The sequence below is a fragment of the Sphingomonas sp. TF3 genome (genome assembly GCF_003985085.1).
GTDB lineage: Bacteria > Pseudomonadota > Alphaproteobacteria > Sphingomonadales > Sphingomonadaceae > Sphingomonas.
The window spans coordinates 119,686-133,730 of sequence record NZ_RWKS01000001.1 but is presented as its reverse complement, the minus strand read 5'-3'; the positions used below and the strand labels follow the sequence as shown (position 1 = coordinate 133,730).

Here is a 14,045-nt window from a genome sequence, read left to right as displayed (position 1 = left end):
AAAAAGAGCCGGTTCGGTCGCATCAGCCAGAACGCTGCACGACAGATCGCCTTCGGACAGCAGCCGGGCAGTGACAGGTTTTCAGTTTTAGGGCGGGGGGCGCATTAAATGAATTCGCGTTCCGCGAATTCGGGCGGCTCCGCCGGCCCGGCCCCACCCCCGCCCGCAGTAGAGATGTTTATCGTCTTGCCGGACGGCAGTTGCATCCCTGCAACCCGGGACAAGCTCAAGGTCGTGCTGCGCCAGGCCCGGTCGGATGCGACCAAAAAGCGCCGGCTCGCGGCTCAGGAGAAGGCCAACGAGCTGCAGCGCAATCTCGAGGATCGTGCCGCCGCGAGGCGCTTCCTGCACGAGCTGGCCGAGATAGATCGCGAGCGCCGCCGGATCGCGGCGACGCTGCGCGGCAAGGTCAAGGCCAATCGCCCGGAGCGGCAAACATCCGATGTCGTGAAGCGACCGCCCGGCATGCCGGCGCAAAGGGTCATCGCAATGACCAGGGTGCCCTCATCATGGGTGGTCGACGACCTGGGCATGCGCGGCATCCACTATCAACAGAGCTATATCGGCCGCAAGACACCCGGCTTCTATCGCGGCGCCGCGCGCGATCGCTGGGAATATGAAGCGCGAGACGAGGCGGTGCTGCGCGATGCGCGTGGCGAGCCGATCATGGTTGCCAACATCGGCGATGATATCGATGAGATCGGTGCCGGCTGGCAGGCGATCGAAGATACGACCACGCGCAAGAACGGGAAGATCCAGATCCGCATCATCGTCGCGTTCGACTCGGATGCGTCCGATGGGGAGAACGTCGCGGCCCTAAGGCATTTCTGCGAGACCGTGCTCGAGCCATTGGGCTTGGCGTACAGCGCAGTGGTCCACCGCGCGCCAGAAAGCGGGGACGACCGCAATGTCCATGCCCATATCCTCACCAATTTCCGGCCGACGGCCCGTGTCGGCCCTTATACCTGGTCGTTCGCCGATCATGTCCGCGGCGAGCTCGACGGCAGGGACGGCGTGCAGATGCTTCGTCATCTATGGGCGCATTCGATGTCGGAAGCCGCCGAGAAGGCCCAGCGCAATATGCGCTATACCGGGCTCGGCTATGGCGCGCGCGGGTTGGATCTCGAAGGGGGCGAGCACCTCGGCGAGGCGCGAAGCGCCATCGTGCAGCGCGGCGGCAAGGTCTGGGCGGATGACCGCAACCGGATCAGACAAGCGCGCAACGCCGCGCGGCGGGCAATCCGCGATGCCGACAAGAAGATCGCCGCGCTAACCGCGGTGCGCGATAGTATTGTTGCGCAAGTCGAGGCCGAGCGAGCGGGCGATGTTCCGATACGTCGCGTGGTTAGCGCGAGCGCCAGCCAAAAACCCAGCGGCCCTGCGCGGCTCACCGCGTCTCGAACGGCAGCGCCAGAGCGGCCGGCGGAGCGCATCGCCGCCAGCGCGGTCGGACAGGCTCGTTCTCCGCTTGTTGCATCACGGTTGCCCGCGCGACGAGTGCTTCTGCACCAAAGTTCGGTCAAGGATATAGCGCGGCCTGTACCGCTGGTAGCCAGCCAGCGTACCGCAGCTGCTGAGCAGATGCGCCCCTCGTCAGAGCGGCACGAGCGGGTACCGTTCGCCGCCTCGAGCGAGCATGCACCTGCGCCGCAATTGTCCGTTTCGCGCGAGGGCTTGCCTGTTCCTCTACCACTTAGTCCGGCGGCCGGCGCGACAGAGTCGCCTGCTCCAAGCCTGGTCTCGTCCGCTCGCGAGGCGAGGCAGGCGGGGCGACTTACGCCGACATCGGTCATCGCTGCCAATGCTGCGTCCGATCCCGCTGTCCAACAGGGGCGCGATCTGCTCGCAGCCCTCGCTCGCTGGCGCGAAGCGCAGCAACAGGGGCTGGCTGTCGATCCCATGGGGGCGGCTCCAAAGCCAGCTCCCACCGAACCGACGCGCCATGCGGTGCCTCGCGATAGGGGCACTGCGGATAGGGTGCCGCCTCCGTTCATCAGTGCTTATCGGCGGCGGGCAATGGCGAAACCGGCTCGTGAGCCGATCGCCACCGTCCCTACGCGCGAATGGCTTGAGGATAATCCTCGCCACGCGTTCAACGAAGGCGATGCCTCGCAGCTGGAGGCGGACACACATTTGATCGCCAAACTGCGCAAAGCAGATCTCTATGTGGCGGACTTCGGCTCGGGGTGGCTCGAGCTCGGTCCGGAGGTGATGTGGGCGTTCAAGCTCGATGACGGATGGTTGAAGCGAGCGCATGTCCAGCGTCAGCTGGTCCAGATGCGAAACGAGCAACAGACGGCCGTAGCAGCACTGCGCCGGGAAGCCGGCGCTCGGCCCTTGGCGTTCAGCAAGACGGTCGATCGCTTCTGGCCAACCGATCTTGAGCCCACGCTGTTGCGCCGTATCGAACGCTGGCATCGCTATTCCAACGAAAGTTTCTGGCGCGATGCCTTCCCCATCCAGCAAGGGATCCGCGAGGCGCACCGGCAACACGAATTGACGCCGCAACAGGCTTCCGGGGGCATGCCGGGACCGAGGTCGCACGCCGTTGAACCGGCACAACCTCGCGCGCATGTCGAGCCCGCATATCGGGAAGTCACCCGGGTCGATGATCTTGCCGGTCTCCGCATTCCGCCCTTCACGCGTCATGGTGGGCCGTCCAAGTCGCTCGTGATGTTGCTTCGATATGCCGGCGAACATTCCGACCACATCATCATCCCGCCTAAGGGCTTGCCGCGCATATCAGCCAAGACGCCCAAGACGATTCAGAATCTCCTCGATCAATGGCGCAATGAGGCTCGCATTATGACTGCGGTCTCAGAAACCATCGGCAAGAGCCGCGCCGCTGGACGCCCAACATGGCCTGCCGAATTCGCCAGAGCACTGCGCACGAACGTCGCCGCCGTCCCCACGCCAAACTGGGGGATTCACGATCTCGGCCTCACCCGCTGACACGACGCCATATCCCCTCCGCGGGGGGAAGGGATACCCTAGGCGACGATCGAGCCGTGGGTGACGGCCGAGGCCTGGGTCGCACGGTCAAACCACAACCAACGTCCGCGATATTTTTTAGGCCAGCGTGGAAAAGGCACGCGCCAACTGGCGCAGCTCCGTCAGGCAAGGGCAGATGATGGAAAGCCGATCGGTCGCGGCCACCACGACCGGCTAAGGTTCAGGGACTGCTTGCGCTTGCAGTGAGAACTGGGAAGTGAAGGAAAAGAGCTGATATTTGGCTCTTGGCTTCCTGGTTCTCCTGCAAGGAGATCCAAAATGAACTCACCCCATGTGCCGCCTGTCATCCAGGCGGTCGGCCTGGCCTGCGTGCCGGTCGATGACATGCCGGCGAGCAGCGTGCTGGCGCGCGAGCCGGTCGCCGCGGCGGTCGTTACGCTTCACGAGCGCGACGACGGGCATCGTGAGGTAACGATCAAATGCGTTTCGGACGCGCGCGATCTCGAATGGCCTCTGCCGGTGCTGCTCGACGGCGCGCTGGTCGCCAGCGCGCCGACCATCGTGAGCGAAAGCGACTGCGATACCCTCGCTATCGAGGCAGCATCGCGCCGCTTCTTCACCGAGCCGAACCTGGCAGCGCTGGCGAAAGGGCAGGGGATGATCGACCCGGCGGCGATGTTCGGCACCGGCATCGACGAGGTCGCCTTGTGCCAGCGCCTCGGTATCCACGCCACCTTTGTCCCCGACCACGAGGTTGCGCGTTCCTGGCGCCGTGACGCCCCGGCGACAGCCGAAGGCGTGGCGCTGTCAATGGCGGTGCGGCGGCTGATGCTATGGGCACATGGCGCGGCATTCCTGAAGGCCGTGCCGGACCCATTTTTCGAGACGCTATTGCCGCTGCGCGAGCGGCTGCTGGACCTGGAGCAGGACCGCCCCGAGCTCAAAGCGATGTTGCGCTCGCGCCCGTTCGGCCGCGCCGCGTCGTTCGCCAGCTACTACCGCGAGTATCGCACGCGGCGCGATGCGGGCGATGAGGACGCGCGATGGGCGACGTTCGAAGATGGTCTCTCATACGTCTGACATCCGGCCCCCCACACACCTCCACAAGGCCCCGCTTCGGCGGGGTCTTGTCGTTTAGGGACATGACATCATGCACGACTGGCTATCCGCCGACACCGAGCGCGCCGCGGCGCTGCTCGACGCACATCCCGACTACCGGATACAACGCTCCTTACCGTCGCTGGATCTGCTGCCGCTGCCCGAGCCGGAGGGCAGGGTGCGCACAGCGATCGTGCTCGATACAGAGACGACCTCACTCGATCCAACGACCGGCAGCATCATCGAACTCGCAATGTGTCCAGTGAAGTTCGATGCGCGGGGGAACATCGTTGCGATCGGTTCGCTGCACGACTGGCTGCAGGACCCAGGCCATCCCCTGCCGGCGGGAATCGCCCGCCTGACCGGACTGTCAGACGCCATCCTCGCAGGCGAGCGCATCGACGATCAAGCTGCTGTGGAATTGTTGTCCGAGGCTGACCTGACCATCGCACATAATGCGAGATTCGACGCGGCATGGATCGAACGACGGTATCCTGCGATTGCGGGCATGCCATGGTGCTGCTCGCTCAGCGACATCGACTGGCGCGCCCACGGCTATGAGGGTCGGCAGCTCGGCGCGCTGCTGGGCCAGGTCGCCGGATTTTTCAACAAGCGCCATCGCGCCGACGCCGATGTCGCGGCGCTGGTCGCGCTGCTTGCAGCCACGCTGCCGTCGGGGCGGACCGCCTCCAGCGAAATGATCCTTACTGCCCAGCGCCCGACCATGCGCGTGGTCGCTGCCGGCGCACCCTTCGAGGCCAAGGACAGGCTCAAGGCGCGAGGGTATAAATGGGACCAGACAATCCGCCGCTGGCGGATTGAGGTTCCTGGCGAGGCAGCAGAGCAGGAGCAGGCATGGCTCGCCGCTGAGGCCGGCTGCCATAGCCCGACGCTGCGCTCGATCACCTGGCATCAACGCCACCGCGGCTGACCCGCGAAGACATCCCCATCATCGAAATTTCACGAAATCCGCGGCGCAAAGCGCCATGCGGATACGGCCGCGTGCGGGCCACCACCCCCGAAGAAAGGAAGTCTATGTTCACGCTCTATCACGACCGTCCGTTCAACGTTCGCTACGCTGTGCATCAGCACACGGGCCGCTACACCCCCGAGTTGCTGCGCACGCACCACACGGCACGCGCTAGTTGGCTGTACATCAACCGCCGCCACGGTATTGACGCGTTTGGCCCCACGCCCGACTGGTCGGTGCGTGATGACCTGGTTGCCCACGGCCGCTGCGCGCCGTCGCGGGCTAACCAGCCGTCACTCGACGGATTGGGGTTGTGGGACCAGGCGGATCGTCATGCTGCCGCAATCCGCCCCGATGAGCCGGCCTGCATCCATGCCGTCGGATCGCTGCCGCTGGGTGAGGATGTGGCCGGCTGGCGCAATCTGATCGAGGGATTCTGCGAGGACCATCTCACTTCGCAAGGAATGGTGGTCGATTGGGCAATCCATCGGACCGGGACCGACGACCAGCCCGAGATCCTGCCACATGTCCACATGCTGATCACCAGTCGTGTGTTCGATCCGGCGCATGCGGATGCCGGGCGCATCCGTCAGACCTGGGTGCGCACTGAGAAGGCGCGCAAGGCGCTCGCAGAGAAATGGTGGGCAAGGACCGGCCTTTATCCCACGAGCTATGCCAACGCTACATAGGCAGCGCGGGCGCCCCAGCGTGGTGTGCTATTTGCCGAACGGGGCACGACCCGTCCCTGTTGGCCGAGCTTCGTTCGCGCGGGTCGGTGAGGGCCGACGCCCCATCCGATCGGCCAGTAGGCTCTGTGGAAGCGGCCGGATCCGCCAATTCTCTCCGTCCGACGCTTTGGCAGAACCTGGCCATTGCCAACGAGCATCTTTCAGAAAGTGTCTGCGAAAGCCGCCGCCGAATATACCCTTGCCGTACGAGCGTCGCACCGAATCCAGCGATCCGCTGTCGGATCAGTAGACGTAGTCATCAAGCGGGAATATTTGCGATCTCCAACAGTGCTATGCGTCGCGAAGCCGAGATCGGCACGGGTCCGGTAGCAGCGTGATCTGGCTCAGGACCGAATAGCGCCAACCCCCACCGTCGCTACCAAAGGCATCCCAGCCAAATGGAGGCATTACTACAGCCAATGGCCGCGCTTGTCCGACACTTCCTTTCGATCGTCTCGTATCGATCGCCGCCTTCGAAGGGGAGGTCGCCGGTTCGCGGGGAACCGCAATCATCTATGTCGGGGATCGCTGGGAGCCCAAGCAGCTCTGGGATTCGCGCTATATCTGGATGCCGCTGGAACTGGGCAAGGGCAGCATGCGCCTTCCCGAACCCGCGCCGTGGACGATCGATGTCAAGGCCGGAACGACAAGAACGGTGGGCGCCCCGGTTTCGTAGTGCAGGCGTCGATGCGGCGCCAGGCGGATCACACTTGCAACAGAGTTGCCGCGGACGCCCACGCAATCGCGGATGTACCTTTGTGGGGACATGCAAGAGCGCCGCAATCGCGACATCCCGGCAATCTAGATTCGTGAGCGGGAAAAGCACGATGGCCGGCCCTCTGGCAGGAATGAAGTTGATCGAGTTCGATTCGATGGGGCCGGTGCCGCTCGCGGCCAAGCTGCTCGCGGATATGGGTGCCGACGTGCTGCGGATCGCCCGCGCGGGGGTTTCCGATCGTGCCGGCGGCGCCGACCTGCTGCGCAATCGGGCGGTCGTCAGGATCGATCTGAAATCCCCCGAGGGACGCGACACCGCATTGCGGTTGCTCGCTGGAGCCGACGGAATGATGGAAGGCTTCAGGCCCGGCGTGATGGAGAGGCTGGGATTGGGGCCGGACGAATGTCTCGCCGTGAATCCGCGGCTGGTCTATGTCCGCATGACCGGCTGGGGGCAAGACGGCCCCCTCGCCGCGCGCGCCGGGCACGATCTCAATTATATTGCGATTACGGGCGTGCTGAATGCGATAGGCGGGGCGGACCGCCCGCCGCCGCCGCCGCTGAACCTGATTGGCGACTATGGCGGCGGCACCACCTTCGCCATGATCGGGCTGCTCGCCGGAATGCTGAGCGCTCGCGAAACCGGGCGGGGCACGGTGGTCGATGCGGCGATGGTGGATGGGGTGGCAGCGCTGTCCAGCGCCATCCACGGCATGATGAATGCCGGGGAATGGAAGGACCGCCGGGCCGAAAACGCCCTCGACGGTGCCGCACCTTATTATCGATGCTATGTCTGCGCCGACGGCAAATATGTCTCGGTCGCGGCGATCGAGCCGCAGTTTTTCGAACTGCTGGTAGATGGCCTGGGCATCGAGCGCGCGCGATTCGCACAGCGCGGGCGGGACAAATGGGGCGAGATGGAAGCGGCATTCGCAGCCTGCTTCGCTTCGCGTCCGCGCGACGAATGGACCGAGATATTCGCGCCGACGGACGCCTGCGTCGCGCCGGTGCTCAGCTTTGCCGAGGCACGCCGGTTCCCGCACAATCTGGCGCGCGGGATCTTTCCGGACAACCTGCCCGCCGCCGCGCCGCGCTTCGGTGGCGTGCCCGGTGCGGCGAAGCCGGCCGGCGACATCACGGTGGCGGCGGCGCTCTCGCGATGGCGGGGTCCCCCGCATAGGGACATGGCCGATCCGGTCGCCGCGCCCATAGCGGCAAGCGATGAGTAGCTACGATTATGTAGTGATCGGGGCGGGGTCTGCCGGTTGCGTGCTGGCCACGCGGCTGGTCGAAGCGGGCAAGAGTGTGCTGCTGCTCGAATCCGGCCCGCGCGATCGCGATTTCTTCATCTCGATGCCGGGCGGCATCCAGAAGATCGCCAAGAAACTCGCCTGGCATCTGTGGACAGAACCCGAGGCGGCGGCCGGCGGCAGGCGCGTCTATATGAAGCAGGGCCGGCTGCTCGGCGGCGGATCCTCGATCAACGGCATGGTCTATATCCGCGGGCAGGCCGAGGATTATGACCAGTGGCAGGCTTCCGGATGCGAAGGCTGGGGCTGGGACGACGTGCTTCCCGTGTTCAAGCGCGGCGAGGCCAATCAGAAATATTCCGAGCCGTTCCACGGCGCGAACGGGCCGCTAAAGGTGTCCGACGCGGGCTATCACCATCCGCTGAGCTACGCCTTCGTGCGGGCGGGGCAGGAAGCCGGCCTGCCCTATAATGACGATTTCAACGGCGCGTCGCAGGAAGGGGTCGGCTTCTACCAGACCACGTCCGCCGCGGGCCGGCGCCAATCCGCCGCCGTCGCATTCCTGTCGCGGGTGCGGGACAACCCGCTGCTGACGCTGCGCTGCGAAACCCATGTCGAGGCAGTGACCATGGAGAATGGCGCCGCGACCGGCGTGCGTTACCGCGGCAGCGACGGCGCTGTGCAGCAAGCCGCCGCGCGCGAGGAAGTGATCGTCGCCGCGGGCGCCTTCGGCTCGCCAAAGGTGCTGCAATTGTCGGGCATCGGCCCCGAACCGCTGCTCGCCGAGCACGGCATCCCCGTGGTGCGGGCGCTGGCGGGAGTCGGGGAGAATTTCCAGGACCATTACCAGGCCGGCGTCTACGGCCAGACGCGCCACCCGATCAGCCTGCTGGGTGCCGACAAGGGGCTGACGGCGGTGCGCCACGGCCTGCAATGGCTGATGTTCAAATCGGGGTTGCTGACATCGAATATCGTCGAATCCGGCGGGTTCGTTTCCACCGACGGCAGCGGCCGGCCCGATATCCAGTTCACGGTGGTGGCGGCACTGACCGGCGATGCCGATCGCCCGCCCTTGCCCGGCCATGGCATTTCGATCAGCCCGTGCGTGCTGCGCCCCCAGGCGCGCGGATCGGTTCGGATCAGCGGACGCGACGCCGCCGCGCCGGTCCGGATCAACGGCAATGTGCTGGGGCACGCGGACGACATGGCGACGCTGGTGCGGGGCGTGCGGCTGGCGCGGCGGATCCTCCATTCGCCGTCGCTTGCGCAATTGCTCGATTGCGAGCTGGCGCCGGGCCATGGGCCCGATGACGAACTCAGCGATGCCGCGATCGAAACGCATATCGCCAGCGTCGTGAAGACGGTCTACCATCCCTGCGGCACCTGCAAGATGGGGCCGGCAAGCGATCCGGCGGCGGTGGTCGATGCAAAATTGCGGGTGCATGGCGTGCCGCGGCTGCGCGTTGCCGACGCCTCGATCATGCCCAATCTGGTGAGCGGGAACACCAATGCACCGGCGATCATGATCGGCGAACGCTGCGCCGACTTCGTCCTGCAGCGCGCCTAGGAGAACGAAGTGGACATCGCGCACGAAGGCCGCCTGTATATCGGCGGCGAGTGGATCGCGCCGAGTGGCGGGAGGAGCGAGCCCGTCATCAATCCCGCGTCCGAAGCCATCATTGCGCACGCCGCGCTTGCTGGACCGGACGACGTCGAGGCGGCACTGGCAACCACGCGCCATGCGTTCGATGCCGGTCCCTGGCCGCGCATGTCGATGGAGGAGCGCGCCGCCAGGATCACGGCGATGTGCGACTGGATCGAAGCGCGCAGCGAAGGACTGCGCGCATTGGTCGCGGCGGAAACCGGATCGATCCAGGCCTTTGCGCGCACGATGCAGTTCGCCACCGGCATCGAGCATGCCCGGCATTATATCCAGCTGGCGTGCCGGCAGGAGCCGCAGCCCTTGCCGCTGGAGCCGGTTTCGCTGGCCGACGGCCGGACGATGCTGGGCGGCGGCGTCGCGGTGCGCGAGCCCGTCGGCGTCTGTCTCGCGATCACGCCGTTCAACGTGCCGTTCACGCTCAACATGGGCAAGGCGGTGCCGGCGCTGCTGATGGGCAATTCGGTCATCCTCAAGCCATCGCCGCTCACGCCGCTGTCTGCCTTCATCCTCGCCGAGGCCGCCGACGCCGCGGGGCTGCCGCCCGGCGTCTTCAACGTCATCAATGGCGACCTGTCGGTGGGCGAAACGCTGACCACCGATCCGCGCGTCGACCTGGTCACCTTCACCGGCTCGGACCGTGTCGGCGCGGCGATCCAGGCGCAGGCGGCGCCGACGCTGAAGCGGTGCATCCTGGAGCTGGGCGGGAAATCGGCGATGGTCGTGCGCGCCGACGGCAATCTCGCCGCGGCGACGCAAAACGCGCTTGCCAGTCTCACCTTTCATGCCGGTCAGGCCTGCGCGGCGATGACGCGCTTCGTCGTCCATAATTCGGTGCGGGCGGATTTCGTCGCGCGGCTGGGGGAGATGTTCCGCGCGGTCAGGATCGGCGATCCGGCCGATCCGGAGACGCGCATGGGGCCGTTGATCCGCGCCGCCGCGCGCGATCGGGTTCAGGCACTGGTCGATTCGGCGATCGCCGACGGCGCGAAGCTGATAACCGGCGGCCGCATTCCCCCTGGCTTCGATCGCGGCTTTTTCTATGAGCCGACCTTGTTCGACGAGGTCGACAATAAATGGCGCATCGCGCAGGAAGAGGCGTTCGGGCCGGTCGGCGTGGTGATCGGCTTCGATACCGATGACGAGGCGGTCGCGATCGCCAATGACAGCGATTTCGGGCTTTCGGGCGGCATCTATTCGGCCGATGTCGGCCGCGCCTATGCGCTGGCGATGCGGCTGCGGACCGGCAAGGTCAACCTCAATGGCGGGTCGGGCAAGATGAGCCCCCATCACCCGTTCGGCGGGATCAAGCGTTCAGGCTATGGTCGCGAGTTCGGCGAAGTCGGGCTCCACGAATTCACCTACATCAAGACGATCGCCTATCACGTCGCCTGACCGGTTCAGGCGAACAGCGCCCGCGCGACGATCATCCGCTGGATCTCGGTCGCGCCTTCGCCGAGCCGCTTGATCCGCAGTTCGCGGAACCAGCGCTCGAGCGGCAATTCGCACGAAACGCCCATGCCGCCGAACAGCTGGATGCAGGTGTCGAGCGTGTTGAAGGCGGCTTCGGTCGCGCTCCATTTGGCCATCGCCGCTTCGGCGCGGGCGGGCTCGCCGCGATCGGCCTTCCATGCGGCGCGATAGGTGAGCAGGCGTGCGGCGTCGAGCGCGATGCGGCAGTCGGCAAGCATCCATTGCGCGCCCTGCTTGTCCGCCAGAAGCCCGCCGAACACACGGCGTTCCTTGGCCCATTCGATCGTGAGCCGCAGGGCCTCTTCGGCGATTCCGATCGGCCCGGCGCCATAAGTGATGCGGCCGCGGGTGAGGAATTCGTCGGCAAGCGCGAAGCCGGCGCCTTCCTCGCCGATGCGATTGGCGGCGGGTATCCGGGCATTGTCGAAGTGCAGCTCGTTGGGGCTATTGGCGATCAGCACCGGAATGGGAGTGCGCGTAAGGCCAGGCGTGTCGGTCTCGACGATGAAGCAACTGATGCCCTCGCGGCGGCCCGGCTCGCCGGTTCTGGCATAGACGACGCCCCATTTCGCACGGTCGGCATGGGTGATCCAGGTCTTGGACCCGTTGAGGACATAATGGTCGCCGTCGCGCTCGGCGCGGCACTCGATCGCACGCGCCGGGTCCGATCCGCCGGCGGCTTCGCTGATGGCGGTGAACGCCTTGGGCATGCGGCCCTCGACGATCGGCCGGCCGTACCGCTCGAACTGGTCCGGCGTGCCGTGGAAGATCACCGAGGGCGGATCGCCGGCAATGGCGCCAGCGGCGGGAAAGAATGCGCCGAGCCGGCATTTCGCGGCTTCCTCGGCAACCACCACCTGCGCCAGCACGCCCATCCCCGCGCCGCCGAAACGCTCGGGCGTGGCGAGCGCCCAGAGCCCCGCGGCGCGAGCCTTTTCCTGAAGCGCGGTCTGCTGCGCGGAGTCGAGCTTGGCCTGGCCGATCTCCAGCGCCGCCTCTGCCGGCGCGACCTCGTCGGCGATGAAACGGCGTACGGTGTCGCGGAGCATTTCCAGCTCCGCGGGTAGTTCCCACCCGCCGATGGCCGCGAAATCGGTCATGCCGCTTGCGGCGCGTTCACTGCGCGAAAAGCGATCGCGCCGAGCGGACCATAATCGAAGTGGAAGGTTTCGCCATGCCGAACCGCGATCGGCGCGGTGAAGGAGCCGCCGAGGATAACCTCGCCCGCTTCCAGTCTCTCGCCATAAGGATGAAGCTTGTTCGCCAGCCATGCCGGCCCGTTCGCCGGGTGGTTGAGCACCGCCGCAGCGACTCCCGAATCCTCGATGACGCCGTTGCGATAGCACAAGGCCGATATCCAGCGCAGATCGAGGTCGTGCGGGCGCACCGGCCGCCCGCCCAAGACGATGCCGGCATTGGAGGCATTGTCGGAGATCGTGTCGAACACCTTGCGCGTCCTGCCGCTCGCGGGATCGACGGGCTGGATGCGCTGGTCGATGATCTCGATCGCCGGCACGATGTGATCGGTGGCGTTGAGAACGTCGTAGATCGTGCAGTTCGGCCCTTCGAGCGGGGCCTTGAGGATGAAGGCGAGCTCGAGCTCGACGCGCGGCAGGATGAAGCGGGACATGTCGATGTCGCCGCCGGGCTCGAACACCATGTCGTCCAGCAGCGCGCCATAATCGGGCTCGGTGATGTTCGACGTCCGCTGCATCGCCCGGCTGGTGAGGCCGATCTTGTGGCCGATCAGCTCGCGCCCCGCCGCGCGCTTGATCTCGACCCAGGCGCGCTGGATCGCATAGGCGTCGGCCACGCTCATCGCCGGATGCGCCAGGGAAAATTGCGGGATCTGCCGGCGATCGCGTTCGGCCTGGTCCAGCCGCCGGGCAAGGTCGGCGACCGTCGCCGCGTCGAGGACGCGTCTGCCGTCCGGCGTATCCGCTTCGTCAGGACGGTCGGTCTGCCGGTCGGGCAGGAACGGCGTGGTTGCAGCTGGCGACATCGCCCGAGATTCCTCCCCTGTTTTGCTTGCTTGTTGGCTATACGGCTGCCGTCCCGTCCGCCATCGCGGGGTCGCGATACGCGCCATAGTTTCTAACTGTCGCTGCGTGTAAGAAGGCGCAAATGACAAGCTGTGCGGCGTGATCGATGGATGAGGTGCAACTTCGCAATTTTGTGATGATAGGGCGCTGCGCGTCGATCACCGAAGCGGCCGACCGCCTCGGAATCGCGCAGCCCTCACTCAGTCAGCAGCTTCTTCGGCTCGAGGACGAATTCGGCACCAAGCTGTTTCGCCGGACCTCGCGCGGAGTGGTGGCGACCGATGCCGGGCGCATGCTGCAGGAGCACGCCGCGACCATCCTCCAGGCGATGAACCGGGCGCGCGACGAAGTCCAGGCAACCGAACGCGTGCCGCAGGGCAACGTCGCGGTGGGCCTGCCGGCGACGGCCAGCATGATCCTGGGCGTGCCGCTGCTCATCGCGGCGCGGACGTCGATGCCGCTCGTCAGCATCCATGTTCGCGAGGCGATGACCGGAACCATCCGGCGATGGCTGGAGGAAGGGCGGATCGAGCTGGGCATCCTCTATGCCGCCGAAAATATACGCCACCTGTCCACCAAGGTGATCGCGCGCGAGACGCTCCTGCTGGTGGGGCCTGCCGGCGCCTTCGGCGAAACCGACGATTTCGGCATCGCCACGCAGCCGATCGAGCAACCCAGGCTGAAAACCTATGACTTCATCCTGCCGTCGGTATCGCACGGCCTGCGCGAGTTGATCGAGCGGCAGCTGCACATGGAGGACCTTTCGCTGTCGACCACGATCGAGATCGATTCGCTGGCGCATACCAAGACCCTCGTCGCATCGCGTCTTGGCTATACGCTGCTTCCGCATGCCGCGGTCTGCAACGAACTGGCCAGCGGCGAACTCTCTGCCGCGCATGTCGAGGGCATCGATTTGTCCCGCAGCGTGGCCTTCGTGCGCAACCCGGCGCAGCCGCTCACGCGCGCGTCGATCGAAGTCGAGGATCTGGCGCGGCGGCTGTTGCGCGACATGATCGCCGAGGGGCGCTGGCTCGCCACGCCGGTCGAGGACGAATGATCCTCCCATAGGTTTCAGCTATTTCTGCTGGTCGGCAAAATTGAAGGACGGCCCCGCCGGGGCGTGCGAGAAACCCTCGCACGACAAGGGCTGCGAAG

General features: G+C 65.9%; 10 protein-coding genes. 8 read left to right on the top strand and 2 right to left on the bottom strand.

Annotated features, from left to right (window positions below; translation table 11 throughout):
• Positions 1–108: 108 nt before the first annotated feature.
• The 7 genes from EJC47_RS00595 (at position 109) to EJC47_RS00565 (ending at position 10,770) form a co-directional block, all read left to right on the top strand.
• A complete protein-coding gene (locus EJC47_RS00595) occupies positions 109–2,952 on the top strand; it encodes a MobA/MobL family protein (protein ID WP_126845059.1) in 2,844 nt (947 codons plus the stop codon).
• 318 nt (positions 2,953–3,270) lie between these two features.
• On the top strand, positions 3,271–4,032 hold the full coding sequence (locus EJC47_RS00590; RefSeq protein WP_126845058.1) for a hypothetical protein: 762 nt from the start codon (positions 3,271–3,273) through the stop codon (positions 4,030–4,032).
• 70 nt (positions 4,033–4,102) lie between these two features.
• The gene (locus tag EJC47_RS00585; protein ID WP_126845057.1) at positions 4,103–4,981 is read left to right on the top strand and encodes a 3'-5' exonuclease; all 879 of its coding nucleotides are present in this window, start codon (positions 4,103–4,105) and stop codon (positions 4,979–4,981) included.
• A 104-nt stretch (positions 4,982–5,085) separates the two neighbouring features.
• Positions 5,086–5,709: a MobA/MobL family protein gene (locus EJC47_RS00580; RefSeq protein ID WP_126845056.1), complete on the top strand. Its 624-nt coding sequence runs from the start codon at positions 5,086–5,088 to the stop codon at positions 5,707–5,709.
• A gap of 866 nt (positions 5,710–6,575) precedes the next feature.
• On the top strand, positions 6,576–7,694 hold the full coding sequence (locus EJC47_RS00575) for a CaiB/BaiF CoA transferase family protein (RefSeq protein ID WP_126845055.1): 1,119 nt from the start codon (positions 6,576–6,578) through the stop codon (positions 7,692–7,694).
• Positions 7,687–9,282 (top strand): GMC family oxidoreductase, encoded by a 1,596-nt coding sequence (locus tag EJC47_RS00570; protein WP_126845054.1) that lies wholly within the window; start codon positions 7,687–7,689, stop codon positions 9,280–9,282. The genes EJC47_RS00575 and EJC47_RS00570 overlap by 8 nt, the downstream gene beginning before the upstream one ends.
• Positions 9,283–9,291: 9 nt before the next feature.
• On the top strand, positions 9,292–10,770 hold the full coding sequence (locus tag EJC47_RS00565) for an aldehyde dehydrogenase family protein (protein WP_126845053.1): 1,479 nt from the start codon (positions 9,292–9,294) through the stop codon (positions 10,768–10,770).
• A gap of 5 nt (positions 10,771–10,775) precedes the next feature.
• Here EJC47_RS00565 and EJC47_RS00560 read toward each other — a convergent pair whose 3' ends face one another.
• The gene (locus EJC47_RS00560) at positions 10,776–11,948 is read right to left on the bottom strand and encodes an acyl-CoA dehydrogenase family protein (protein WP_126845052.1); all 1,173 of its coding nucleotides are present in this window, start codon (positions 11,946–11,948) and stop codon (positions 10,776–10,778) included.
• Positions 11,945–12,850 carry a 2-oxo-hept-4-ene-1,7-dioate hydratase gene (hpaH, locus tag EJC47_RS00555; RefSeq protein ID WP_126845051.1) on the bottom strand — a complete coding sequence of 302 codons (906 nt, stop codon included), beginning with the start codon at positions 12,848–12,850 and terminating at the stop codon, positions 11,945–11,947. The genes EJC47_RS00560 and hpaH overlap by 4 nt, the downstream gene beginning before the upstream one ends.
• A 146-nt stretch (positions 12,851–12,996) precedes the next feature.
• Here hpaH and EJC47_RS00550 point away from each other — a divergent pair, with 146 nt between their 5' ends.
• Positions 12,997–13,947, top strand: a complete 951-nt coding sequence (locus EJC47_RS00550) for a LysR family transcriptional regulator (RefSeq protein WP_126845050.1) — start codon at positions 12,997–12,999, stop codon at positions 13,945–13,947.
• Positions 13,948–14,045: the final 98 nt, after the last annotated feature.

What these genes read in the sequence shown, in the direction of transcription:
- EJC47_RS00560 (WP_126845052.1), bottom strand. Translation starts at nt 11,948, where the DNA reads ATGACCGATTTCGCGGCCATCGGCGGGTGGGAACTACCCGCGGAGCTG.
- EJC47_RS00590 (WP_126845058.1), top strand. Translation starts at nt 3,271, where the DNA reads ATGAACTCACCCCATGTGCCGCCTGTCATCCAGGCGGTCGGCCTGGCC.
- EJC47_RS00580 (WP_126845056.1), top strand. Translation starts at nt 5,086, where the DNA reads ATGTTCACGCTCTATCACGACCGTCCGTTCAACGTTCGCTACGCTGTG.
- EJC47_RS00550 (WP_126845050.1), top strand. Translation starts at nt 12,997, where the DNA reads ATGGATGAGGTGCAACTTCGCAATTTTGTGATGATAGGGCGCTGCGCG.
- EJC47_RS00585 (WP_126845057.1), top strand. Translation starts at nt 4,103, where the DNA reads ATGCACGACTGGCTATCCGCCGACACCGAGCGCGCCGCGGCGCTGCTC.
- EJC47_RS00575 (WP_126845055.1), top strand. Translation starts at nt 6,576, where the DNA reads ATGGCCGGCCCTCTGGCAGGAATGAAGTTGATCGAGTTCGATTCGATG.
- EJC47_RS00595 (WP_126845059.1), top strand. Translation starts at nt 109, where the DNA reads ATGAATTCGCGTTCCGCGAATTCGGGCGGCTCCGCCGGCCCGGCCCCA.
- hpaH (WP_126845051.1), bottom strand. Translation starts at nt 12,850, where the DNA reads ATGTCGCCAGCTGCAACCACGCCGTTCCTGCCCGACCGGCAGACCGAC.
- EJC47_RS00570 (WP_126845054.1), top strand. Translation starts at nt 7,687, where the DNA reads ATGAGTAGCTACGATTATGTAGTGATCGGGGCGGGGTCTGCCGGTTGC.